31 protein-coding genes and 1 pseudogene are annotated in these 23,145 nt (G+C 55.8%); 10 read left to right on the top strand and 22 right to left on the bottom strand.

What is annotated here, in order from left to right:
• Positions 1–112 precede the first annotated feature (112 nt).
• The 3 genes from trxB to CS910_RS01245 all read right to left on the bottom strand — a co-directional run bounded on the left by trxB (position 113) and on the right by CS910_RS01245 (position 2,904).
• Positions 113–1,105 (bottom strand): thioredoxin-disulfide reductase, encoded by a 993-nt coding sequence (gene trxB, locus CS910_RS01255; protein ID WP_099209360.1) that lies wholly within the window; start codon positions 1,103–1,105, stop codon positions 113–115.
• A gap of 67 nt (positions 1,106–1,172) precedes the next feature.
• Positions 1,173–1,706, bottom strand: a complete 534-nt coding sequence (locus tag CS910_RS01250; RefSeq protein ID WP_099209359.1) for a metal-dependent hydrolase — start codon at positions 1,704–1,706, stop codon at positions 1,173–1,175.
• 1 nt (position 1,707) lies between these two features.
• Entirely contained in the window at positions 1,708–2,904 is a 1,197-nt protein-coding gene (locus tag CS910_RS01245) for an ATP-binding protein (protein ID WP_099209358.1), read from the bottom strand.
• 60 nt (positions 2,905–2,964) lie between these two features.
• Between CS910_RS01245 and CS910_RS01240 the strand changes: the two genes are divergently transcribed.
• Genes CS910_RS01240 through CS910_RS01225 form a run of 5 tightly spaced genes read left to right on the top strand, consistent with a single transcriptional unit; the run spans position 2,965 to position 5,354 of the window.
• On the top strand, positions 2,965–3,447 hold the full coding sequence (locus tag CS910_RS01240; RefSeq protein ID WP_099209357.1) for a THUMP domain-containing protein: 483 nt from the start codon (positions 2,965–2,967) through the stop codon (positions 3,445–3,447).
• A gap of 24 nt (positions 3,448–3,471) precedes the next feature.
• The gene (locus CS910_RS01235) at positions 3,472–4,170 is read left to right on the top strand and encodes a SagB/ThcOx family dehydrogenase (protein ID WP_099209356.1); all 699 of its coding nucleotides are present in this window, start codon (positions 3,472–3,474) and stop codon (positions 4,168–4,170) included.
• Positions 4,163–4,339, top strand: a complete 177-nt coding sequence (locus CS910_RS11970; protein WP_173866211.1) for a hypothetical protein — start codon at positions 4,163–4,165, stop codon at positions 4,337–4,339. The genes CS910_RS01235 and CS910_RS11970 overlap by 8 nt, the downstream gene beginning before the upstream one ends.
• A 48-nt stretch (positions 4,340–4,387) precedes the next feature.
• Positions 4,388–4,876 carry a ferritin family protein gene (locus tag CS910_RS01230; RefSeq protein WP_099209355.1) on the top strand — a complete coding sequence of 163 codons (489 nt, stop codon included), beginning with the start codon at positions 4,388–4,390 and terminating at the stop codon, positions 4,874–4,876.
• Positions 4,863–5,354, top strand: a complete 492-nt coding sequence (locus CS910_RS01225) for a ferritin-like domain-containing protein (protein WP_223211908.1) — start codon at positions 4,863–4,865, stop codon at positions 5,352–5,354. Before CS910_RS01230 ends, CS910_RS01225 begins: the two co-directional genes overlap by 14 nt.
• Here the strand turns inward: CS910_RS01225 and CS910_RS01220 are convergent.
• From CS910_RS01220 to fdhF, 19 genes and pseudogenes are all read right to left on the bottom strand, one after another.
• The gene (locus CS910_RS01220; RefSeq protein WP_099209353.1) at positions 5,346–5,792 is read right to left on the bottom strand and encodes a 4Fe-4S dicluster domain-containing protein; all 447 of its coding nucleotides are present in this window, start codon (positions 5,790–5,792) and stop codon (positions 5,346–5,348) included. The genes CS910_RS01225 and CS910_RS01220 overlap by 9 nt on opposite strands.
• Positions 5,789–6,781 carry a respiratory chain complex I subunit 1 family protein gene (locus CS910_RS01215; RefSeq protein WP_099209352.1) on the bottom strand — a complete coding sequence of 331 codons (993 nt, stop codon included), beginning with the start codon at positions 6,779–6,781 and terminating at the stop codon, positions 5,789–5,791. The genes CS910_RS01220 and CS910_RS01215 overlap by 4 nt, the downstream gene beginning before the upstream one ends.
• A 5-nt stretch (positions 6,782–6,786) precedes the next feature.
• Positions 6,787–8,064, bottom strand: a complete 1,278-nt coding sequence (locus CS910_RS01210) for a hydrogenase large subunit (RefSeq protein WP_099209351.1) — start codon at positions 8,062–8,064, stop codon at positions 6,787–6,789.
• Positions 8,061–8,642: an NADH-quinone oxidoreductase subunit C gene (locus CS910_RS01205; RefSeq protein ID WP_099209350.1), complete on the bottom strand. Its 582-nt coding sequence runs from the start codon at positions 8,640–8,642 to the stop codon at positions 8,061–8,063. Before CS910_RS01205 ends, CS910_RS01210 begins: the two co-directional genes overlap by 4 nt.
• Positions 8,643–8,811: 169 nt before the next feature.
• Entirely contained in the window at positions 8,812–9,321 is a 510-nt protein-coding gene (locus CS910_RS01200; RefSeq protein WP_099209349.1) for an NADH-quinone oxidoreductase subunit B family protein, read from the bottom strand.
• A 129-nt stretch (positions 9,322–9,450) separates the two neighbouring features.
• Positions 9,451–9,798, bottom strand: coding sequence for a hypothetical protein (locus CS910_RS01195; RefSeq protein WP_014122753.1), 348 nt, complete (start codon positions 9,796–9,798; stop codon positions 9,451–9,453).
• 2 nt (positions 9,799–9,800) lie between these two features.
• The gene (locus tag CS910_RS01190) at positions 9,801–11,348 is read right to left on the bottom strand and encodes a proton-conducting transporter transmembrane domain-containing protein (protein WP_099209348.1); all 1,548 of its coding nucleotides are present in this window, start codon (positions 11,346–11,348) and stop codon (positions 9,801–9,803) included.
• On the bottom strand, positions 11,345–11,704 hold the full coding sequence (locus CS910_RS01185; RefSeq protein ID WP_042692213.1) for an NADH-quinone oxidoreductase subunit K: 360 nt from the start codon (positions 11,702–11,704) through the stop codon (positions 11,345–11,347). The genes CS910_RS01190 and CS910_RS01185 overlap by 4 nt, the downstream gene beginning before the upstream one ends.
• Positions 11,701–12,159 (bottom strand): Na(+)/H(+) antiporter subunit B, encoded by a 459-nt coding sequence (locus tag CS910_RS01180; protein WP_223211907.1) that lies wholly within the window; start codon positions 12,157–12,159, stop codon positions 11,701–11,703. The genes CS910_RS01185 and CS910_RS01180 overlap by 4 nt, the downstream gene beginning before the upstream one ends.
• Positions 12,156–12,452 carry a hydrogen gas-evolving membrane-bound hydrogenase subunit E gene (gene mbhE / locus CS910_RS01175; RefSeq protein ID WP_099209347.1) on the bottom strand — a complete coding sequence of 99 codons (297 nt, stop codon included), beginning with the start codon at positions 12,450–12,452 and terminating at the stop codon, positions 12,156–12,158. The genes CS910_RS01180 and mbhE overlap by 4 nt, the downstream gene beginning before the upstream one ends.
• A complete protein-coding gene (locus CS910_RS01170) occupies positions 12,449–12,712 on the bottom strand; it encodes a hydrogenase subunit MbhD domain-containing protein (protein ID WP_014122758.1) in 264 nt (87 codons plus the stop codon). Before CS910_RS01170 ends, mbhE begins: the two co-directional genes overlap by 4 nt.
• On the bottom strand, positions 12,709–13,080 hold the full coding sequence (gene mnhG / locus CS910_RS01165) for a monovalent cation/H(+) antiporter subunit G (RefSeq protein WP_099209346.1): 372 nt from the start codon (positions 13,078–13,080) through the stop codon (positions 12,709–12,711). The genes CS910_RS01170 and mnhG overlap by 4 nt, the downstream gene beginning before the upstream one ends.
• Positions 13,077–13,340 carry a cation:proton antiporter gene (locus CS910_RS01160; RefSeq protein ID WP_099209345.1) on the bottom strand — a complete coding sequence of 88 codons (264 nt, stop codon included), beginning with the start codon at positions 13,338–13,340 and terminating at the stop codon, positions 13,077–13,079. The genes mnhG and CS910_RS01160 overlap by 4 nt, the downstream gene beginning before the upstream one ends.
• Positions 13,337–13,840 (bottom strand): monovalent cation/H+ antiporter subunit E, encoded by a 504-nt coding sequence (locus CS910_RS01155; RefSeq protein WP_099209344.1) that lies wholly within the window; start codon positions 13,838–13,840, stop codon positions 13,337–13,339. Before CS910_RS01155 ends, CS910_RS01160 begins: the two co-directional genes overlap by 4 nt.
• 124 nt (positions 13,841–13,964) lie before the next feature.
• A complete protein-coding gene (locus CS910_RS01150) occupies positions 13,965–14,432 on the bottom strand; it encodes a 4Fe-4S dicluster domain-containing protein (protein WP_099209343.1) in 468 nt (155 codons plus the stop codon).
• Positions 14,429–15,490: an FAD-dependent oxidoreductase gene (locus tag CS910_RS01145; RefSeq protein ID WP_099209342.1), complete on the bottom strand. Its 1,062-nt coding sequence runs from the start codon at positions 15,488–15,490 to the stop codon at positions 14,429–14,431. Before CS910_RS01145 ends, CS910_RS01150 begins: the two co-directional genes overlap by 4 nt.
• A complete protein-coding gene (locus CS910_RS01140; protein WP_099209341.1) occupies positions 15,478–15,861 on the bottom strand; it encodes a 4Fe-4S dicluster domain-containing protein in 384 nt (127 codons plus the stop codon). The genes CS910_RS01145 and CS910_RS01140 overlap by 13 nt, the downstream gene beginning before the upstream one ends.
• Positions 15,845–16,315: a 4Fe-4S dicluster domain-containing protein gene (locus CS910_RS01135; protein WP_099209340.1), complete on the bottom strand. Its 471-nt coding sequence runs from the start codon at positions 16,313–16,315 to the stop codon at positions 15,845–15,847. The genes CS910_RS01140 and CS910_RS01135 overlap by 17 nt, the downstream gene beginning before the upstream one ends.
• Positions 16,312–18,413, bottom strand: a pseudogene (fdhF, locus tag CS910_RS01130) (formate dehydrogenase subunit alpha). The gene CS910_RS01135 and the pseudogene fdhF overlap by 4 nt, the downstream one beginning before the upstream one ends.
• Before the next feature lie 229 nt (positions 18,414–18,642).
• On the opposite strand from fdhF, the gene CS910_RS01125 reads away from it, so the two are divergent.
• The 5 genes from CS910_RS01125 (at position 18,643) to CS910_RS01100 (ending at position 23,141) form a co-directional block, all read left to right on the top strand.
• The gene (locus CS910_RS01125) at positions 18,643–18,870 is read left to right on the top strand and encodes a TRAM domain-containing protein (protein ID WP_099209339.1); all 228 of its coding nucleotides are present in this window, start codon (positions 18,643–18,645) and stop codon (positions 18,868–18,870) included.
• 460 nt (positions 18,871–19,330) lie between these two features.
• Entirely contained in the window at positions 19,331–19,921 is a 591-nt protein-coding gene (locus CS910_RS01115) for a hypothetical protein (protein WP_099209337.1), read from the top strand.
• 2 nt (positions 19,922–19,923) lie between these two features.
• The gene (locus CS910_RS01110; RefSeq protein ID WP_099209336.1) at positions 19,924–21,216 is read left to right on the top strand and encodes a 1-deoxy-D-xylulose-5-phosphate synthase; all 1,293 of its coding nucleotides are present in this window, start codon (positions 19,924–19,926) and stop codon (positions 21,214–21,216) included.
• A gap of 80 nt (positions 21,217–21,296) precedes the next feature.
• Positions 21,297–22,577, top strand: a complete 1,281-nt coding sequence (locus CS910_RS01105; RefSeq protein ID WP_099209335.1) for a tRNA (N(6)-L-threonylcarbamoyladenosine(37)-C(2))-methylthiotransferase — start codon at positions 21,297–21,299, stop codon at positions 22,575–22,577.
• A 153-nt stretch (positions 22,578–22,730) separates the two neighbouring features.
• A complete protein-coding gene (locus tag CS910_RS01100) occupies positions 22,731–23,141 on the top strand; it encodes a hypothetical protein (RefSeq protein ID WP_099209334.1) in 411 nt (136 codons plus the stop codon).
• Positions 23,142–23,145 lie beyond the last annotated feature (4 nt).

Below are 23,145 nucleotides of genomic sequence, written 5' to 3'. Positions count from 1 at the left end.
AACTGGAGAACGAAACGTTTTGATAGACAGCTTTCTCTGCTTTACATTTAAAGGCACGCTGGAGCATAGCACTCTCTTCGTCTCACGGAGAATGAAAGAATAGAGAGGTTAATCACTCCCCGTTCTTCTCTCCCCACTTCTCAAGGAACTCCTTGGCGGAGTTCGCCGCAATGGCTCCCTGGCCGACCGCGACCGCTATCTGCTTGAAGACGTTGGTTATGTCGCCGGCCGCGAATATGCCGGGAACCTTGGTGCGCATGTGCATGTCAACCGGAATGTAGCCGTAGTCGTCGGTTATGTCGAGGTGCTTTACAAAGTCGGTCTTTGGCTCGTAGCCGATGAAGATGAAGACTCCATCGACCTTCATCTCCTTCTCCTCGCCGGTCTTGACGTTCTTCAGCCTCACAGCCTCGACCTTGTCCTTTCCGATTATCTCGGTGACGACCGTGTCGAGTATCGCCGGAATCCCGCTCTCCTTGAAGCGGTCCTGCAGTATCTTGTCGGCCCTGAACTTGTCGCGCCTGTGGACGAGCGTTACGTCAACGCCTATGCTCTTAAGGTAGAGGGCCTCCTGTAAAGCGGTGTTTCCACCGCCGACGACGATGACCTTCTTGCCCTTGAAGAGCGGGCCGTCGCAGGTGGCGCAGTAAGAAACGCCCCTTCCCGTGAGTTCCTCCTCGCCCGGAACCTTGAGCTTCCTGGGCGAGGCTCCGACCGCTATGATTATCGTCTTTCCGCGGTACTCCTTGCCGTTCTTGGTCTTCACGGTGAACTTGCACGGGCCCTCGTAGTAGGCGCACTCGGCCGGGTCAATCCTCTCGACCTCGTCGAAGACTATATCGACACCGAGCCTCTTGACGTGCTCGTGCATCCTGTTGGTCAGCTCCGAACCGCTGATTCCCTCGGGGAAGCCGGGGTAGTTCTCGATGAGGTCGGTCAAGGCCATGTTTCCTCCCAGGTCCTTGCTGATAATCAGCGTGTCGAGGCCGAAGCGCTTGGCGTATATCGCCGCCGTAAAGCCCGCTGGGCCAGCTCCGATGATGAGGACGTCCCACAGCTTCTTCTCGTACTCACCACCGCGTGAGAATCCTCCAAGGCTGAACATCTCTCCCACCTCCGCGCTTTCCTAATGTGGGTTATTTAAAAGCATTGTTGCCCAAAACTGGGTAAAACTAAACCAGCTTAACCGAGCGGTCGAGGGTTAGGTGGAGGGTGTAGCCGAGGAAAGCGCTCAAACCGACGAAGATTCCCTCGCCCGTTGACATCTTGAGGCCATACTCGACCAAAAGGAACGCGAGTAGTCCGTAGATTCCTGCGAAGAGTAGCGAGTGGACTATTCCCCTGTGCTTCGGCATGAGCCACGTGAAGGCGTACCACGCTACGAGCCCTGCCAGTGCACCCGCGACCCACGAGACGACGGGGTCGAGCCACGCCGGGTTCATGTGAACGAATCCCCTGGCCCATAGGAAGACGGCGCTTCCGGCGGCGACGCTGACTATCGGCTTTGAGCCCCTGTGAATCAGCGCGTCCGGGTGGTCCATGTCGGGTAAATCGCTTCCCAGGACGTAGAACGCATATCCAAGGATTAGCGCCGTTGCGGTTAACTCAATCGGTAGCTTGGCGTAGACCTTCAGGAGCTCGCCGATGAGCACCGCTATTGGGTAGGTCACTATTCCGCTGAGCACGTGGGTATCGTAGTTCGGCAACTCACTCACCCTTCAGCTTCTCCGCCTGCCCCTCCTCTAAAAACTTTCTGACGTAGTCTGGAACCTTGTAGTTGCCCTTCGGGTCGCCGACGAGGAAGCCGAGCCTTATGAGCTCGTTCAGCTTGTCGTAGACCTGCATTCCCGGCTTCTTGACGACCTTGGCGACCTGTATGTAGCTCACCGGCCCGCCGTTGAACTCGAAGACGATGGCCTCAACCAGGTCCTTGTACTCCTTCGGAATCCTCGTGAGGTACTCCTCAAGGCTCTTGGGCTCCTCAAGAATCGTTGTGACCACGTAATCGTCAATCGGGTCGAACTTGTGCTTCGCGGACTCGCTTAGGACGTAGTGAAGGAGTCTTAAAATCTGCCTCGGGTTGCCCTTCCCGAGCTGGTGGATTAACCTTATCGCCTCCTCCGTGAAGGGATACAGCGGGTCGTCGGTGTCCCTTATGCGAACGCGGTTGAGCCTCTTCTTCACGAGCTCAAACGTCTCGTCAAGGCTCATCGGGCGGAGCTTGAACTCGTAGTGGAGGCGCATGAAGAAGGCGGGGAATATCTTCGTGTACTCCTCATAAGCTTCTGGAACGCAGGCGAAGGCAACGATACAGCCCTTCGGCATCGTGCTTATGAAGTGCCTCAGCATCTCGAAGAACTGAATCTTCTCGTGCTCCCTTGCGCTCCCCATGTTCTCCAGCTCGTCCAGGAGGAGCGCGCAGTAGGGATACTTGCTCATCTGCTCGACGAGGAGCTCTGCTATGTCCCTGCTCTTGTACTCCTTCGAGTCGCTGAGCATCTTCTCAAGCCTGTCAATGAAGCCGAGCTTCCTGCTGAGGTTTTCGAGGAATATGTTCGTCCTGCTCTTGGGGGGCTTCAGCGCGTAGAAGATGTCGCGCGTGAGCTTGAGGATGTCGTTGGTATCGACTTTGACGTATATCGCCTTGCCTTTGTTCTCCTCTATGGCCTTCGCGAGCGTTTTGAGCCTCTGCGTTTTACCCATTCCAAGAGGCCCGACGATGCTGAGCGCTATCGAGCTTTTGTTGCCGATTACCTCCGAAACAATCATCTGGAGGCGCATGTCTATCTCCTGATAAACGTGAATGCTCTCGACGTCGGCTATTCCTTCGCTGGCGAGCTGTTCAAAGGGATTGGCCGAGAGACCGTAAACCTCGTATGACTGGTAAAGCTTAAGACCCTCCATTTCACCCACCGAAGTGTTTAAGGCCTTTCAATATAAAAACCTGTTCATCGGTGAGCGGAAATGATTCTCCTCGTAACGGCACCGCCCGGCAGAGAAGGCGATACGATACTCGAGCTGGAGTGGGCACTGGGGAAGGTGAGGGTTAAAGGAACGGACTGGCGGGGCGTCCTCCTCGCTGAAACTCCCCTACCAAAGGACGAGGCCCTCAAACGGTTGAGGAACTTCGAGACGCAGGCGATACAGAGGGTGGTTCCCCTTGAAAGGCTCGTTCCGGCCAGGTGGGGGGAGGTAGAGAAGGCCGTCCTTGAGCTGGGGAAAGCGATAGACGGAACCTTCGCCGTCCGCGCCAGAGTTCGCGGGAATAAACGGCTCTCCCAGAGGGAGCTCGAAATCAAACTTGGCTCGCTCCTCGTCGAGCGCTACAACCTGAAGGTCAACCTGAGCGAGCCCGATTACACCGTCCTCGTCGAAGTCCTTGGCAAAAAGGCCGGAATCGGCCTCGTCCGGAAGGGCGAGGTTCTCCGCTTCGAGGTGAAGGAATAAATAGTTTGGGCACCAACTAATCACATGCTCCGGAAGGTTGCCTACCTGACCCTGGCGCTGGCCCTCGTTCTCCCACTACTGTTAATCTTCAAGCCGGGCCCGAGGTTTGAGACCGTTGAGACGGCCTCGGGTGAGGTTGTGCCCCTTCCAGAACCCCGTTTGAGGGGTGAGATAAGCGTTGAGGAGGCGATAGCGAAGAGGAGGAGCATCCGCTCCTACCGTGACGAGCCCCTAACCCTTGAAGAGCTCTCCCAGCTCCTCTGGTCGGCTCAGGGAATAACGAGTTCAAAGGGCTACCGCTCGGCCCCGAGCGCGGGCGCTACTTATCCCTTCGAGGTCTACGTCGTCGCTGGCAAGGTTGAGGGCCTTGAACCCGGAATTTACCGCTACATCCCCTGGAAACACGCCCTTGAGCTGGTAAAGCCCGGTGACTATCGGATGGAGCTCCAGAGGGCCTGTCTCGACCAGGAATGGGTCGGTAGCGCCCCCGTTGACCTCGTTCTCGTCGCCTTCTACGAGAGAACAACTGACGTCTACGGTGAGAGGGGAATCCGGTACGTTCACATGGAGGCCGGCCACATAGGCCAGAACATCTATCTCCAGGCAACCGCCCTTGGCCTCGGAACGGTCGCGGTCGGGGCTTTCCACGACGATGAGGTTGCCTCGCTCCTTGGAACTGAAGGTGCTCCGCTCTACGTCTTTCCGGTGGGGAGGCATGGTTGACCACAACACGCTCGGCTATCTCAGCTTCGCCCTCATGACACTGGCCCTCGTTACCGGCGCCTTCTACTTTCTCTCGCCGAGGTGGAAGAGGGTTCTTTTGTACTTCCACGTTATCCTGGGCCTTCTAGCCTACATCGCGATGTTCCTGGCGATATGGCTCGTTCGCTGAGGAACAAAAGCTTATTAGGCCCGCCGACAAATTATTCAGGGGGTTGGAATGCTGGACGTCGATGATGTCATCGAGAGACTCCAGAAGCTGAGCTACGAGGAGGCCTTGGCCTACTGGATAGCCAGCGAGCTGGAGGAGGCCGAGTTTTATCGCAAGCTGGCCGAGAGAGCTAAGAACCTTGGGCTTCCAGAGAGCCTCGTGGAGACTTTTCTCAGGCTGAGCGAGGACTCCGAGAGGCACGCAGTTGAGCTCAGAAAGGAGTTCAAAGCCTCTTTCGGCAGGGAGCCGTCAACGGAAATCCCTCCTCTTGAAGTTTTACCAGTTCTCGACCGTTTTGAAAGGGCCGACCAGGTTAAGGAGGTCCTTGAAACCGCTATGGAGAGCGAGCTCATAGCGATGAACGCCTACAAAGCCCTCGCCGAAAAGGTTGGGGATGAGCGGTTAAGAGAACTCTACCTCAAGCTCGCCGACGTGGAGAGGGGCCACTACGAGGCCCTGAAGAGGGAATACGAACGGTTGGGTGATGGAAATGATTGAGGTTCTGGAGGAGATTAAGAAGCTCAACGAGCGCGAACTGCTCAGCTACTGGATTAAGGGCGAATACGAGGAGGCCGAGACCTACCTAAAGCTGGCCGAGAGGGCCAAGGAGCTCGGCCTTCCCAAGGAGGTCTATGAGACCTTTGAAAGGCTCGGCAAGGAGTCCAAGGGCCACGGAGACGAACTCTATAAGATTTACCGCCAGAAGTACGGGGAAAAGCTCGCCGAGGTCAACGTTGCAAGCATTGAAGGAACGCACCTACTCGGCAAGTTCTACAAGATAGAAGACCTCGAGGACGTCCTTCAGGGTGCAATGGAGGCCGAGAAGCTCGCTGAAACCGTCTACCGGAAGCTGGCAGAGGAAACCGATAACGAGGAGCTCAGAAAGGTCTACCTCTACCTTGCGGACGTTGAGAAGGGCCATTACTCGGCATTAAAGGCCCTCTACGAGTGGAGAAAAAAGAAGGGGTTACTTTGACCCCTTTTTCTCGGTCTTGGCCTTCTCGGCTTTGGCCTTTTCCTTGGCCTTCTTCTGCTCCTCAAGTTTCTTCCGTATCTCCTCGATTTTCTCCTCCTTCAGCGGGATAAATTTCTCGTCGTAGTTGTCGTAGCTCGCCAGGAGGAACTCGTCGCTCATCTGGAGCGCTCCGGTCGGGCAGACATCAACGCACTGGGCGCAGTAAACGCACCTTCCAGTCCACAGCGCCACCTTCCTGATGTCGGGCAGGTAAACAAAGACCCCCGCCGGGCAGACTGTGACGCACATTCTACAGCCGACGCACTTGTCGACGTTGTACTTAAGCTGGCCCCTGAAGTTCTCGGGAACCGGCACCGGCTCGGTCTTCGGAAAGAGGTTGGTCGCTGGCTTTCTGACGAGGTTCCTGAGCACCGTTGGGACGAGTATTGGCGCCCTCACATTATCACCTCCATCGCGAGGAGGAGCGAGCCGACGAGTGAGGCCAGGAAGACGTTCTTCCAGAGGAAGTCCACCGCCTGGGTTATCTTCAGTCTTCCTGTTACTGCCCTGAAGACGCTTCCGACGACGAAGAGCAGGATAAACACTTTCAGCGTGTGGAAGAGCAGGTTGACGACGTCCGCTGAGAGGCCCGTCAGGCCGAAGTAGCCCGCTATTCCCCAGGGGAAGAATATCGCAACCACCAGGGAAGCCGCTATGTAGGCCTTCAGAGCCTTCGTCAGCTTGAGCAACGCCAAATACCTTCCGCTGTACTCGACGAGCAGGCCCTCGGCTATCTCCTCCTCCGCATCCGGTATGTTGAAGAACCCGACCTCTATCTCGCTCGCCAGCCAGACGCAGAAGACGTAGAGGAGTATTATCGCTCCCACGAAGCTCATCGGCGTCCCTATCTCCCAGATGTTGTGCTGGTAGAAGATTCCCATGCTGAAGGGCTTGTCAACGCCGAGCTTTCCGAGGCGCCACATTATGGCGAATATCGCCAGCATCATTGCCGGCTCCCTGGACACCATTATCGTCGCTTCCCTCGCCGCTCCGATTTTCGCGTAGGGACTGCCTGAGCTTATCGCTCCAACTATCTTGAAGAAGCTGATGAGGGCTAACAGATAGATGAAGACGATGACGTCGCCCTTGCTCGCTAAAATCGGGGTGAAGCCCATCGGCGTGTAAGCCAGGAGCGCTATCGCCGTTGCCAGTGCCAGAACTGGTGCAATCCTGAACATGTAGTTTGCCGTGTTTGGGACTATCGTTTCCTTGCTCATCAGCTTGAGGAAGTCGTAGAACGGCTGTATCAGCGGTGGTCCAACGCGCCTCTGCATTCTCGCAACTAACTTCCTGTCTATTCCCTCCCAGAGGAGCGAGGCCAGTGAAACGAAGCCGTAGAGTCCGAGAAGGCCTGCAATCGGGTAAACGATGTTTCCCATCACGTCCATGAGCATCACCTCGAACAGCCGAACCCTACCGGGGTCGGGTCTCCCTTCACGTCGGGATTAATCTCGCGCGTCTTCTTTATCGAGGCCTTCAGGAGGTCCTTTTCGGTCAGGATTCTCTTCTTTCCGTCTTCAACGACCGCAACCCTGTCCGTACAGCTCAGACACGGGTCTATCGAGGCAACCGCCACCACGAAGTCCGCAACCTGGTCTCCCTTGACGCCCTCAGCGACCGCGAACAGGTTCGGGAACGTCGGTTCCCTTGGCTTCCAACGGAGGGGCTTGTCGCTTCCCTTCTTTCCGCGGACGTAGTGAATCAGCTCACCCCTCGGCGCCTCGTACCTTCCAATGCCCTCTCCGTCCACCATTATCCTGAGCTTGGCGACGAGAACGTTGTCCTTCGGGAAGGTCTTGATTTTTCCGTCCGGCATCTGGTCGAGGGCGTGCTCGATAAGCTCCAGACTCTGCCACAGCTCGCCTACCCTTACCGCCATCCTGTCGAATACGTCGCCCCTCGGCCTCTCTCCTGTAACGTCCTGGGGCATGACGGGCTTTATTCCCAAATCCGGATAAACGCCGAGCCTCTCGCTCCAGCGCGCGTCGTCGCGGATTCCGCTTCCCCTTCCAGTTGGACCAACGGCTCCCTGTTCCAGCGCCACGCGCTTGCTTATTATCGCCGTGTCCCTGAAACGGGCCTCTATCGTCGGGTCGTGGAGGAAAATATCTTCAATCTGCGGGAAGACCTCCTTGTAGTACTTTATCATATCGAGGATTATCCGCCTCCTCTTCTCGTCGATGTCCCTCCTGACGCCTCCGATGGTTACCATCGAGTAGTTGACGCGGTTTCCGGCAACTGCCTCAAGCGTGTCCATGACCTTTTCACGGGCGAGCCAGGTGAGGTGGAGCACGGTATCGTAGCCTATGTCGTGAGCTAAAACGCCGAGGTTGAGCAAATGACTGTGAATTCTCTCAAGCTCGCCGACGATTACGCGGATGTACTCTGCCCTCTCGGGCACCTCTATTCCGGCCGCTTCTTCAACGGCCCTCGTGTAGGTGTGGTTGTGGGAGAAACTGCATATCCCGCACATTCTCTCGGCTAAGTACATTATCTGGACGTAGTTCCTCCTGAGGGCTATCCACTGGATTCCGCGCAGGTTATAACCGAGCTTGACGTCAACGTCAACTATCCTCTCGCCGTCGAGGGTGAGTATGAACTTCTCGGGCTCCTCCAGACCGGGGTGAATCGGACCGAAGGGTATCTTGACCCAGTATTCAACTTTGGTCATTTCTTAGCACCTCCCTTGAGGTAATAGGGGTGGCCTGCGTTGTGCACCATCTCCTCGGGAACGCCCTTGTCGTCGAGGCGGAGTGGATAGATGCCTTCGGGGAAGTCGTCAGGCAGGAAGAGCCTCCTCTTGTCCGGTGCATTTTCAAAGTCTATGCCAACCATCTCCATTCCTTCCCTCTCGAACTGGAGCGCTATCGGAAAGATATCGCTGATGTCCGGGAGCGTTGGGTCGTCCTTCGGCGCGTGGACGTCTATGAGCAGTGAAACGGCAGGGGCGTCGTCGTAGTAAATCACGAGGTGACTGAGGAAGCCCAGGTCGTCCCCCCAGTCCTGCTCGATGCCTATCGAGTAGTGGGCCTCGCCGTCAAGCGTTTTTATGAACCTCATCAGCTCGCGGTAGCTTTCCCTGTCGATTCTCACCCAGACCCTCTCGCGCCCCCACTTGTTGGTCTTGACCTCGACCTGGGCGTTTGGAAAGCGCTCCGCTATCGCCTTCGCGACCTTCTCGGCTTTGGTGGGTTCTTTGACCTCCTCCCGAGCTTTCTCAACGTTAGCGTTATCGTTAACCTCGCTCATTCTTTCACCTCCGAAGAGCCCTTGCTTGCGCAAGCGCTCGCGGAAAGCCTTTTACTAACCAACTGGCCGTTATGGTGGACTGGGGGCTTTTCAAATGGCCCATTTCCAGCGTTCACCCCTCTATAGCGCCCTTCGGGCGCGTAATGATTGTGAACCTCTCCAAACGGCGTCATTCCTCGGAACCCCCCTTCAAGAGTTTGGCCAGCTTCTCAAGCGCGAGAACGACGCCGTGAAGTATTGCCTCCGGTCTCGGCGGACAGCCCGGGACGTAAACATCCACCGGAATCACGTTGCTCAGCGGTGCGTTGGTGAAGGGGCTCTCGTAGAACACGCTTCCGCCCGTTGGGCACGAGCCGACGGCTATGACTATCTTCGGCTCTGGAGTCTGCTCGTAGACGAGCTTGACCCTCTCAAGGCTTTGGTTTGTTACGGGCCCGGTTACGAGGAGTATGTCCGCATGTCTTGGACTGCCGACGAGCTTGACTCCGAAGCGCTCCGCGTCGTAGCGTGGCGTTAGAGCGGCTATGATTTCGATGTCGCAACCGTTGCACGAGCCCGTGTTCACGTGGAAGACCCAGGGGGATTTCCCGATGTAGCGACACAGCTGGGCGATTCTCTTCTCAAGTCTCTCGCGCTCCGATGAGTTTGAACCGCCGTTAGCGGGAACTTTGATGCTCACTCTCAATCACCCCCTATGAGCCCTTGCCTTCGCAAGCGCTCGCGGAAGTTTTGGGGTCTCCCCAAGCGCTCCAATCGTGATTGGGTTTCTCTTCTCTCGTTCAAACCCGCGCATGAGCATCACCTTCCTTCACCCCCAGATGAGCAATACCCCCATCACGAAGGCCGTAACGATGACGAGGTAGCTCACGTAGTCGGTCAGCAGTCCGGTGTGGTCGGCCTTGAGGACGGTGAAGAAGCGCTTGAGTGCGTAAGTTAGCCCCCACATGACGTTTCTTCCCGTGTAGTGGCCCTCAAGGTGCTCGAAGCCCGGAATAACCTTGTCCGGGTCCTCACCGCTGATGAATATCTTCGTCCCGTCGCCAACTTCTTTCGTTCCCATTCCGCTCCTCTTCGCCCACTGGTCGAGGAGATACGCTAAGATGAGTCCGACGATGAAAACGAGGACGAAGTAAAGGGCATCCCAGTAGCCGAACATCTTCACGCACCTCCCAGGACCGCGCTTATGTATGCCAGCTGGTTCTCAAGGGATTTAACTGCCGGAATCATGACCTTGTCGCTTATCTGCCAGGGGAAGAGTCCCATGACGACTATCGCGACTGCGAGGATTATTATAGGCCAGAGCATGCTTCCCTCGGGGTCCCTGGCCTTCATGACCCTCTCGTTCGGCCTGCCGAAGAAGGTGTAGAGCACCTTGACGTATGCTGCCGTACAGAATGCCGTTCCGATTATCGCTATCGCACCGAGTATCGGGTTGAACACGGCCGAGCTCTCGTATATGAGCCACTTGCTCGCGAAGCCGTTGAGGGGCGGCATTCCTATTATCGCGGCCGCTCCAATGAGGAAGGCGAAAGTTGTCTTCGGCATGGTCTTAGCTAAGCCGCTCAGCTCGTTGAGGTCCCTCGTGCCGAGCTGGTGAATCACAACGCCCGCGATGAGGAAGAGGAGGGCCTTCATGAGTGCGTGGTTGAAGGTGTGGTAAATCGCTCCCGCCATCGCTATCTCGCCGGTCTGGCTTCCATAAGCTGCCAAGCCGATTCCGAGGCCCAGCAGAATGTAACCTATCTGGCCGACCGAGGAGTAAGCTAAGAGACGCTTCATGTCGTTCTGGATTACCGCCATCGCGTTGCCGACTATGAGGGTTATGCAGGCGAAGATTATGATGACCCAGCCGACGGTTTTCATGCTCACGCTATGCCCGTAGATGCTGAAGAGTATCCTGGTTAAAGCGTAGATTCCGCCTATCTTTATGACGAGACCTGAAAGCATCGCACTTATCGAGCTTGGCGCGGCCGGGTGTGCGTCTGCCAGCCACATGTGGACTGGAGAAGCACCGCTCTTGAAGAGGAGTCCTGCTATGAAGAGCGCCAGCGCGACCTTCGCCGTAACGGTTGGGTTCTGGGCGAGCTTAACCGCGAGATAGCTCATCGTCAGCGTTCCGTACTGGCCGTAGAGGAGCGCTATGCCGAGTAAGATGAACGAACTCGCTATCGAGCCGACGAACATGTACTTTATGCCGGCCTCGATGCCCTCCCAGGTGTCGTTTCTAAAGGCCACCAGCGCGTAGCTCGCTATACTCATGATTTCGAGGAAGACGTAGAAGTTGAAGAGGTCGCCGGTTATCGCTATGCCCAGCATTCCGAGCTCGAGGATCAGGATGAGGGTGTAGTACTTGTCGAGGCCGGTGTCGTGCTTCATGTAGCCGATTGAGTAGACCACCGCGAGGAAGGCCACGAGCGTTACCATGAGGACCATTATCGCGCCGAAGAGGTCTACCTCCCAGACTATCCTTATCGGGAAGCTGACGCCCTGGCCGAGCGGGCTCTTGGCTCCGAGGGTGTAGACTATTATGCTCTTGTTCCCCCAGACGTAGTAGAAGAGCGCCGAGCCCACCGCTAGGGTCGCGCCGCTGATTATGACGGCCCACGCCTCCCTCGCCTTCCTGCCGAGGAGGTTCACTATCGGCATCGAGAACGCTCCGAAGAGCGGGATGATTATGAGGTAGGGAAGTATCTCGTGCCCGTTCATCCCCTCAACCTCCTTAGAGCTCTCACGTCAAGGGTTCCGTAGTGGCGGTAGGCGTTTATCGTCAAAGCGACCGCGAGCGAGAGCACACAGACGCCGATGACTATGCTCGTAAGCACTAAGGCCTGTGGAAGCGGGCCGACCATCGGGCTCTTCAGCGTCTCGTAGCCGGTGTAAATCGGCGCGGTCGGGATTTCGTTGAGCTCTATGCGGTAGCCGAGGCTTATGAGGAGCAGGTGTATTCCGGAGTCTATGATGTCCAGGGCAAGAATCAGCTTGATGAGGTTCCTCTTCGCGAGGAAGGCGTATATCCCAAGGACTATGAGCAGGAAGGCCGTGATGAACTGAAACTGAATCATGACTTCCACCTCCTGTACATGGCTATGGCCGTAAGCGCGCTGACGAGGCCGGTGAAGACCTTAAGGCCGACGGCGAGGTTCATTATGGGCAGGAATCCGGCGGATAGAAGCGTTCCGGGCTTTCCGTTGAAGAACGGGCCGTTGTGCCAGAGCGTGTTGTAGAAGAACGCCACGCTCATTCCGAGCATTGCGACGCCGAGGAAGACGAGACCGCCGATTCCTTCAAGCGCCGAGTACAGGCTCTTGTTATAATGCTTCTTCATCTCATCGAGGCCGAACGAGACGAGGAACAGTATTCCCGCTCCTGCAATCGTCGCTCCTCCCTGGAAGCCACCTCCCGGTGTCAGGTGACCGTGCATGACGATGTAGGCTCCGAAGATGCCTATCAGCGGGATTATCGCCCTCGCCGAGGTCTTGACGATGAGCCCCATATCGCTACCGCACCTCGGCCTCATTTCTCATCCCTCCTCCAGGGCCTCAGAAGAGCAATCGCGCCGGCTATGGCCGTGAACAGGACGGTCGCCTCTCCAATCGTATCGTAACCACGGTAGTCGAACACTATGTCGGTGACTATGTTCATACCGCCGACTTCTTGGACACCGTGCTGGATGTAGTAGTTGTCCGTGTACCTCAGGGTGAGCCACTCCTTTCCCCCGGGCCCGAAGACGAGGCCGTAGTTGGGGTTGGCTATGTAGAGCAGAACCCCGAGGATGAAGAGCAGTGAGAGGTAAGCTATGGTTCTCTTCACGGTTCCACCTCCCATCTCTCTGTCTTGGCTATGCCGTAAACCACAACCGCCGTAACGACACCGGCACCGACCGCCGCTTCGGCTATGGCAACGTCCGGGGCGTGGAGCATGTAGAACTCGAGGCTGAGGAGCAGGCTCATTGCCGCGGACATGAGTGCAGCGGCGAGCAGGTCTCTAAAGCGAATCGTGAGGTAGGCAGTGATGAGAACGCCGATGAGGATGATGGCTTGAATCGCCATGTCAATTGTGAGGGCGTTCATTCCCTATCACCCCCAAGCTTCTCCTCGTAGGCGTCAACGACCGCTTTAGCCGGCTTGTAACCGCTCAGGTGCGCGGCTTTCGCTATTGCATGCGCTCCGACGGGGTTCGTGAGGAGGAGCGCCACGAGGGCAACGAGGCTGTGAAGGGCCATCTGGAGGTACTTGGGGTCGCCTGTAATGTGAAGCTGATAGAGAGCGTAGGTTACAACGGCCAGAACGGCGAATATCGTTCCGAAGGTTGTGCACTTGGTCGCCCCGTGAAGCCTCGTGTAAACATCCGGGAAGCGGTGGAGGGCTATGCTTCCGAGCATGTTGAACGTCACGCTGACGGCGAGGAAGGTGTAAACCAGGTAATCAACCGAGCTCATTCCAATCCCCCCTGAAGGTATCTGGCTATGATGAGCGTTCCTATGTAACTCAGGAATGCGTAGACGATGGCTATGTCGATGTAGATTGTCCTGTCGTAGGCCGCTCCGAGGAGAACCATTAACGCGACCACTATGGTGTTGAGGGTGTCCACCCCAACGACCCTGTCTGGGACAGTTGGTCCTATCATCGCCCGTAGAACGCAGATTAGTCCCCCGATTGCTATTATCACGGCGGCGTAGAAGAACTCCGGGGCAATCATCTTCCCAACCTCCTCGCCCACTTCTCGAAGGGCCCGGAAACGGGCTCGGAGTTCTGGGGCCTCTCAAGACCTTCGGGGATGTTAATCCAATGGACGTAGAGTGCTTTCTCCTCCGGGATTGCGTCTATGGTGAGTGTTCCGGGGGTGAGGGTTATTGAGTTCGCTAAAATCGTGTACTGGGCGTCGTTTTCGAGGTCGACTGGAACCCTGACTATTCCGGGCCTTATCTTCCCCGTTATGACCCTGTATGCAACGTCGAGGTTTGCCTTCACCATGCCCCAGAAGAGAACTGGTGCGTAGGCTATTCCCAGAACCCACTTTTTGGGGTTCAGGAAACGCGTTGCCTTATCGCCAACTATGTCTTTCGTGGTGTATCCGACGATAACGGCAAATATCAGCCCCGCTATCAGCTCCTGCGTGTTCCAGAGCAGTCCCTTCGTTCCTGCCGTTAAGATGAGCCACAGGATATAGGCGAAGACGAACGCGACTAGGAAAGGCAAATTACCACCTCCAACGGAGTTTTCTTTTAGCTCTCGATTTTCAGTTCTTTATTTTACTTAAAACGCTTTTCCAAAGCTTATAATTGAAAACAAAGGTAGGGAACAGCTTGTTTTAAACCAAAGGTTAAATACCTTGACTGCCCCTTTCCACGGCTACAAGTTCGGCAACCTTTGCCCTCTTCTCCTCCCCGCCGTCGGGGCCGTAGTAGATTGCGTTCGCCGGGCACATCTCGTGGCAGGCCGGCTTCAAACCCTCGGCCCTTCTCTCGGCGCACATGTCGCACTTGTAAACAACTCTAACGACCGGCTCGTAGCCTATCGCCCCGAACGGGCAGACCGAGAGGCACATGAGACAGCCTATGCACTTCTCCTCGTTGATTATAACCGCTCCGTCCTTATCGCGGGTGATGGCGTTTACGGGACATACCGCCATACAGGGCGCGTCGTCGCAGTGCCGGCAGTTAATCGGGACGCCGACGCCGTTGCTCGCGAAAACCACCCTTATGTTGGGCCTTCCGTCGTGAATGAAGTCGCACACGGCTTCACAGGTCTCGCAACCTATGCAGGCGTTGAAGTCCACGAGGAGCTTCATGCTCCCACCTCCATCAGCCAGAGGTGAACATCGCGAGCGGCGTAGAGGCCGTCTTTCGTTGCCCTGCCTACGAGTGAAGGACCCAGAACAACGTCTCCGGCCGCGAAGATTCCCTCCCTGCTCGTCATGTGCCTTGAATCAACGATGATTCTGCCCTTTCTATCGGTCGCTATTCCGCAGTTCTCGCCGAATGGAGGCGTCGGCGTCTGTCCTATCGCGAAGACAATGTAATCCACGTTGACCGTGAACTCGCTTCCCTCTATTGGGACGGGCCTCCTCCTTCCGCTCTCGTCCGGCTCGCTGAGCTTTGTCCTGATGAGCTCCACGGCCTTGACCTTCCCGTTCTCGCCGATGATTCTCTTCGGCATCGTCAGTTCGAGCCACTCAACGCCCCTCTCGCGGAGGAGGTTTATCTCGTAGCTCCCTGCCGGGGCTTCTCTTATCGTCCTGCGGTAGCTCATGTAAACCTTCTCGGCCCCCATCAGAAGGCTTTCAAGCGCGGCGTCGCAGGCAGTATGACCGGCTCCCACGACCATTACCCTCTTGCCCTCTATCTCGGGCACCTCACTCCAGTCCATGTGGCTGAGCTTGGCGCCCTTTATCCTGAAGAGGTATTCCAGGGCCTTGAAGACGCCTTCAAGCTCTGTTCCCGGAATGTCTGCCACCCAGGAGCGCCACGTCCCCGTGGCTATCAAAACGGCGTCGAAGTTCCTCACAAGCTCCTCAAAGTCAACGGTCTTCTCGACGAACTCGTCGCCCTCGTCCTTCCTCCCACCGGAGACGACCTTAACCCCCGTATGGAAGACGACTCCCATGCGCTCCGCCAGGTCTCTGTAGCCAAGCCTGACCCTCTCCACCGGAATCCTGAACTCTGGAATCCCGAAGAGCATCAAGCCACCTGGCTCGGGCAGTTTGTCGTAGACGTGAACCTCGTGGCCCTTACAGGAGAGGTAGCCGGCCGCCGCCAAACCTGCGGGGCCGGCGCCTATTATCGCAACCCTCTTTCCCGTCGGCTCGGGCCTTTTGAGGCAGTGGAAGGCGAAGTTCATACCCTCCATACGGAACCCTCCAAGAGAATTTTTTCAACCGAAAAAGCTTTTCTGCACTCCCGACAGAGGAAAACCTCGTAGTAGCCTTTTCCTTTAGCCCATTCAACCTCCTTAACCGTGAAATCCGTCAGCCTTCCGCAGTTCTCACAGCGGGCCAGCTCGAAGGTGGCCGAGCTCTCCCCGCTCTCGTGGTTTGGGAAGCCCTTCACCGCGTTTACCGGGCAGACCTCAACGCAGAGCAGGTCACCGTCGCAGAGCCTCGGCTCGAAGGTTATCCTCCTCACTCCATCTTCGTCGCTGTAGCTCAGGGCGCCGGTTTTGCAGGCCCTCACGCAGGCGAGACAGCCTATGCACCTCTCCCAGTCAAAGACCGGGCGCATTCTCAGACCTCCTGAGGGCGAGCCTCTCGGCGTAGGCCTTCCTTCTACCTGCAGAGAAGTCGTTGGGCTCGACGTAGCTCAAAGCCCCCGTCGGGCAGGTCTGGACGCAGAGCGGGAGCTTCCCCTCGGCCCTTCTTTCGGGACAGAGGTCGCACTTCACCATGACCTTTCCTGCAATCTCCGGAATCCCGAAGGGACAGGCCAGGAGGCACATGTCACAGCCTATGCACTTCCTGACGTCCACCATAACGGCCCCATCCCTGTCCCTGAAGAGCGCCCCGGTCGGGCAGGCCTCTATGCATGGCGCCTTCTCGCAGTGCCGGCAGTTCAGCGGAACGGCCGAGCTTTCAAACTCGAAGACCGTTATGAAGCTCCTCCCGTGCTCCCTCTCGCAGGCAACCTCGCAGGCCCGGCAGGCTATGCACTTGCCGGGGTCGATTAGAATCCCGCTCAAGCTACCACCCCCTCGGCCCTCAGCTCCTCCAGAATCCGCCTCGCCTCGACCTCTCCAACGGGCTTAACACGGCAGGCGCAGGCCTTCGTATCTGGAATCTTCGAGACAGGGTCGAGGACGTCGTTGGTCAGGACGTTGGCCCCCCAGTGCCAGGGAATCGCCACCACACCGGGCTTCACGGCCTTGGTAACCTTCACCCTCGCGACGTATCTGCCACGCCTCGTCTCTATGAGCGCCCAGCCGTTGTCTTCAAGCCCGAAACGCCTTGCATCGCTCGGGTTGACCTCGAGGAACGGCTCCCTCCAGCGCTTCCTCAGGAGCTCGCTCCTTCCAGTCATCGTCAGCGTGTGGAAGTGCCCGACGTAGCGCGTCGTCGTCAGGATGAGCGGGTATTCATCGTCGGGTGTTTCGGCCGGCGGTCTGTGCTCGACGCTCGCCAGGTGGGCCTTTCCGTCAGGCGTTAGGAAGCGCTCGGTGTAGAGCAGGGGCGTTCCCGGGTGGTCTTCGCTCGGGCACGGCCAGTGGATTCCGGCGAGATTGGCCTTGAGCCTCTCAGGCGTTATGCCCCTGTACTGGGGCGTGCAGGCGTTTATCTCCCTCAGAACGTCCTCCGCCGAGCGGTAGCCGAAGCCTTTTGGTCCATTCCCGGTGAATCCGAGGGCCTTTCCGACCTCGCTAACTATCCACCAGTCCGGCTTCGCCTCCCCGGGCGGTTCGATTGCCTTGAAGCTCCACTGCACACGCCTCTCGGTGTTGGTTAGCGAGCCATCGTTTTCGAGCATTGAAGTTGCCGGCAGAACGATGTCCGCCAACCTCGCCGTCTCGGTCGGAAAGATGTCCTGAACGACGAGGAACTCAAGCCTTCTGAGGGCCTTCACGACGTTGCGCGAGTTTGCCTCGCTTATCACCGGGTTCTCGCCGACGATGTAGTAGGCCTTCAGCCTGCCCTTCAGGGCCTCGTGGGTCGCCTCGACCGTCGTAAGGCCGACCTCACCGCTCAGCTCAGTTCCCCAGAACTCCTCGAAGAACCTCCTCTTTTCCTCGTCCGTAACTGCCTGATAGCCGGGGAAGACGTTCGGGAGAGCGCCGAGGTCGCAGGCTCCCTGGACGTTGTTCTGCCCGCGCATTGGAGAGGCTCCGTTTCCGGGCTTCCCTATGTGGCCCGTGATTGCTATGAGAGTTGCAACTGCCCTGACGTTGTCGTAGCCGTGAACCGACTGCGTCAGCCCCATCGCCCACGTAACTACCGCGTTCTCGGCTCTCGCAAAGGTAACCGCCGCCTCCTCTATCAGCTCCGCGGGACACCGGTTATCTCCTCGACCCTCTCGGGCGTGTACTTCTCGATGGTCTTCTTCAGCTCCTGGAATCCGACGGTTCTCCTCTCCACGAACTCCTTGTCGTGGAGGCCGTGCTTTATGATGACGTGCATCAGGCCGTTGGCGAGCGCTATGTCCGTTCCGGGGTAGAGCTGGAGGAAGATGTCCGAGAACCACGCGGTCCTCGTGTAGCGCGGGTCAACGACGATGACCTTCGCGCCCCTCTCCTTGGCCTTGATGACGTAGCGGAAGCCGACGGGGTGGGTTTCGGCGTAGTTGTGGCCCCAAATCATTATCACGTCCGCCTTCTCGATGTCGCGGTAGGTGTTCGTCATCGCCCCCGCTCCGAAGACGGCTTTCAAACCTGCGACCGTTGAGGAGTGGCATAAGCGGGCGCAGTGGTCGACGTTGTTGGTCCCGAGCATTCTGGCCAGCTTTTGAACGAGGTAGTTCGGCTCGTTGTAGGTCTTTGCCGAGCCGAAGAACATAAGCCCGTTGGGGTCGTCTTTAGCTATCTCCCTCAGCCTCTTGGCGACCTCTCTGATGGCCTCACCCCAGCTCACCTCGACGAACTTACCTTCTTCCTTCGCCTTGAGGGGCTTCCTGAGCCTGTCCTTCGAGAGCAAATCGAGGACGGCGTTACCCTTTGGACAGAGGCTTCCGTTCTCGTTGGGGATGCCAGGCATGTCATCAGCGTAATCCAGCCTGTAACCGCTCGGCGTCCGCTCGATGTAGAGCCGACAGCCGACGCCACAGTAGGGGCACACGACGGGGACCTTCACGTTATCACCCCGAGAATTTTTAGCATTTGCACAAACTACCTTGGTCGTAGATGCTTAAAACAGTTGTCTAACGCTTTGGTTTTGAACAGGGGTTGTTAATCTCCCTCAATGGACTTAAATGTTCGTTAACGTTTATGCAAAGCTTTATATACCCTCGAACCTACTTCCCAACGGGACTCTTCTCGGAGTCTTTCGAGAAGGTTCCAGAAATGTGTAGGTTGTGTTGTGAATGTACGGAGATAGATATGGATATGGAAGGGACTACGGAAGCGAGGCCCCCGTTAAGGTTGGAGAGCGCTACAAGGTCAAGATTGAGAGCCTTGGAAAGGGTGGCGATGGAATCGCCAAGATTCAGGGCTTCGTGATATTCGTCCCGAACACCCAGGTCGGGGACGAGGTTGAGATTGTGATTAACTCCGTCAAGAGGAAGTTCGCCTTCGCCTCGGTCATCGAGTGATTCTTTTCCCTTTCCTCTTATCCTTGTATGTTCTTTATGATTGTCTTCTGAAGTTTAACGCGTAAGCTTGGCCCTTTTTGTCTTGAGTTAAGCGTATTCCTTTTTGCTACTTTAGACGAAAATATTTGATTACAATGTACATTAGAGAAAATTTTATAAAGATTAACATGTGATATTATAACGAAAACTTTGCATATGGGGGACTCCATAATGTGGAGGAAACTTTTGGGTTTGCTGATGGGGTTGCTGATTTTGGGTTCTATAGGGGGAGTAGCCAGTGCCGCTAAGCCGGAGACAAGGGCGAGTGACTCCAGTCCATACTACCAATATGGCCATTTCGTGGGCAAAGTTGGGGTTGCTTCTACATATCTCCCGAAGGTAGCGGTGATTAATCAAGATGGTGTCGTGACACTCCCGCAGGTCTTTTTCCTAAGGGTGAAACTTGGTAGTGGGTGGAAAAGTGGATGGAATCATTAATTATTTCCCTGTAAGCAGTGGTCACTGGATTTCAGTGAGAGTCACTAAGCCATCATCTGACACCTATGTGGGTGTGGTGTCAGGAAGAAACGGGATTTTTGTCGTTGATGCCGGGTGTGGGCACTCGGACTTAGAGAATACATATGCGGAGTTCTTCAAAAAGGCTGTGGATAAATTGGCTGAACTCTTGGGACTACCAAGCTTTGCAGATCTTGTATCAAGTCTGGGTAAGAGTGAGAAAAATAGCTACACCATCAAGACCTCTGGGGATGTAGCTTTCGATGTTAGTAAAATAACCATTAACTTCTACGGAGACTCTAGATTTAGGGGTACCGATTATGGCATGGGAGTAACGTGGATTATAACAAATCCCGAGGAGGGGGATTATAAATTTGAAATAAGCGGCGGCGCGACATTATACGTTGCGGAGTACTCCCACAACAGCGTTCCAATCTTCCCTGAAGGAAAAAGTGTTGGTCCCACTTCGGTTCTTGGAAAAACAACAAGAATCGCCCGTATAACTGTGAAGACAAGAGTCTACTATGCCAATCCGGGCAGGATTGAAGGGGGATAATCATGAAAACGAAGATCCTCTTCCTTCTTTTTCTGGTGGTTTTCGGGTTCTTAGCCTACTCAAAGTATATTCAACACGAGAGGGCAGTAAGGGAGAAAGTAGAGCTCAACAACACCCTTAACCTGGTTCAAACGGACCTTGAGAAGTTTAAGCTGAGCTACGATTCCACTCATTGGGCGTATCTGAATCAAAAGGTGGATGACGAAGACGTTGAACGTGCCATTGAGCGGGTTCTGGAGCTTAGGGAGATGCTTCTCAAGCTAAATGCCTCAGATGATGAAATAAAAGACATCAATGTCTGCCTTAACGAGACCTATTCGTATCAACACAGGGGTCAGTTTTACGCTGCCCTCACAGAGGGCAGGAGCTGTGCAATACTCGCCGCTGACTACTTGGGCTCAACCCTTGTACTCTCAAACCGTACGGAGTTCCTTGAGTACATCCGTGGACAATTTCAAAGCGTGGAAGCATTACAGAACAAAACGGCCGAAAAGTGGAAACAAACGTTGGGAAGCGGGATTAACTTCACGGACTACCTTATAACGGGCTTTGTGGTGGAGGACAATCTCATCAAGGCTGAGATTTTCCTGAACCAATCCCGCGACTTTCTGAAAAAGCTTGCTGAGACACCTAACCCTACAGCGCCCCAAGAGTTTGAGAACGTGAGCATACTCGGAAGTTGGGTGGTGGCTTACTTGGAGTTCGCTAGGAGCTTTTTGATGGACTCGGAGGCTCTCATGAACCACTTAACCCTCGGCACTTACAATCCCACTGGGCTTAGAGATAACGTGCACGCGCTCGTGGGTAATCTCTCAAGGGTTGATGTCCCGTGCGAATTCGAGGAAACGATGCTAAAGGTGGCGTGTGACTGGAAGGATTACCACAAAAAGCGGGGGCTCCTAGGAGTCGAGAAAGGCTATTATTCAGCCGCCATTTACCACCTGCTGTACGCAATCGCGATAGACGAGCATCTCGACGAGTTTGAGGCCCTCAATTCAACTTTTGCCACCCTGAAAACTCCAGCGGAGAAAGTCAGGATGGTTCTTCGCCTGAGGCATGAGGCCCTGGAGTCAATTAATGCCTGCCATCGGGACCCACTAACGTCTCTCTACATTCGGGACGCCGTGGGATGGTACTTTAAGCACGGTGACGCGGTCTTGGAGTCCATGATAAAACTGCGCATGGAGGACCCAACGCTTCAGCCCATCTACAACTACGAGATGGCAAAAATTATAGCTAAAACGATGTGTCCTTACGTCTCAGAGGTGTTACTAAACATACTGACCTCCCCCTGATTATTCCAACGTGAGTTCTCACTTCTGAACCATACATCTGAACCATACATTTTTTAAGGCCCTCCTTGGAGCGCCCACCGATGGTTAAAGTTCACGTCGAGAGCTACGGTTGCTCAAGGAACAAGGCAGACGGCGAGATAATGGAGGCCATGCTCCTGAAATCCGGCTACGAGTTAGTCGAGACTCCGGAGAATGCCGATTACGTCGTCGTCAACACCTGTGCAGTCAAGGACCCGACCGAGCTCAAGATGGCGAAAAGAATTAGGGAGCTCCTCGATTCCGGGAAGAGGGTAATCGTTACCGGCTGTCTCGTCCACGTCAACCCCGATGCAATAGACCAGCGCGTTTCGGGGATTTTGGGCGTTAAGAGCATAGACAGAATCGCCGAGGCGATTGACGTTGCCGAGCGCGGTGGAAAGCTCGTCAGCGTGGAAGGCTGGCGGGAAAGAAACCTTGACAAGCTCGAACTCCCGCGCCTCTGGAAGCCCGGCGTCGCCTTCGTCGTCCCGATAAGCGAGGGTTGCCTTAATGCATGCACATACTGCGCGACGCGCTTCGCCCGCGGGGTTCTCAAGAGCTACAAACCCGAACTCGTCGTCAAATGGGTAAAAGAGGCCGTGGCGAGGGGCTACCGGGAGATCATACTGTCGAGCGAGGACACCGGCTGCTACGGCTTCGATATCGGGACGAACTTGGCGGAACTCCTTGATGAGATAACGGCCATCGAAGGGGAGTTTCGCGTCAGGGTCGGCATGATGAACCCCAACCACGTCCTCAAGTTCCTCGACGAACTGATTGATGCCTACATCGATGAGAAGGTTTACCGCTTCCTCCACCTGCCCGTCCAGAGCGGCGATAACGAGGTTCTTAGACGGATGGGAAGAACATACACCGTTGAGGAGTTCGAGGAGATAGTTCGTGCCTTCAGGAAGGAGATTCCGGACCTGAACCTCAACACTGACGTCATCGTTGGCTTCCCAGGGGAAACTGATGAGGCCTTCCGGAACACGGTCGAGCTGGTTAAGCGGATTAAGCCGGACAAGATTAACGTTTCCAGGTACTCGGCAAGGCCTGGAACGATAGCGGCAAGGTGGAAGCAGTTACCGGGCTGGCTCGTCAAGGAGCGCTCGAGGCTTTTGCACCGCCTGCGGCTTCAGATATCCTACGAGATAAACAAGGCCTACGTCGGCAGGACCGTTGAGGTTCTCGTCCACGGCCCGGGCAAGAAGGGCGGGGTTGAAGGGAGGACCTTCAACTATAAGGAGATAATCCTCGACTCCGGGAAAGCGGGTGAATTCGTCGAGGTCAAGGTTACCTGGGCCGGGTCTACCTACCTGCAGGGCGCCTCTGGGGTGGATTGAGCTTGCGGGGCTTCTCGTTGGAGATTCCTCAAGTACTTTTGGTTTTAATTGTGTTCAATCTAATGCAGAAATCGAACCATTAGGGTTCATTTTAGAAAACTATTTATACCACCGTTTCCACCTCCCTTGAGGGTTAAAACGGAGGTGGCTTGAATGAGGAGGAACGCAAAGAAGCGTTTAATTCCACTTGTGTTTGTGCTGGTTCTCACTCTACTCGGAACTGCCCTTGCCGTTCCAAGGATTGGCATAAGTGTTCAGAAGGTCGGCGGCGGTGCCAACAGTACGGTTGCCGTGGACACTACCAAGGCCGCCGTGAACTGGGAGTTCTCCTCGAACGAGCCAGTAATAACTGGGGCTACCATAACCCTCGACAAAGGTCCTGGTGTGAATGGGACCTGGACGTTCTACGTAACGCTTGATAATGGAAACGTTATATCACAAACTGGTTCAATCAAAGCAGACCAGACCACGATAACCGTCTCGAACCTCAACATAGACCTTGAGAATAACTACATAACCAAGGTCTCCCTCGTCATCGCTGGCAAGCAGGTTTCAGTGAGCTGATGGG

Origin of the sequence: Thermococcus henrietii, from assembly GCF_900198835.1 — an archaeon.
Classification (GTDB): domain Archaea; phylum Methanobacteriota_B; class Thermococci; order Thermococcales; family Thermococcaceae; genus Thermococcus; species Thermococcus henrietii.
This window is presented reverse-complemented; position numbering and strand designations above follow the sequence as displayed.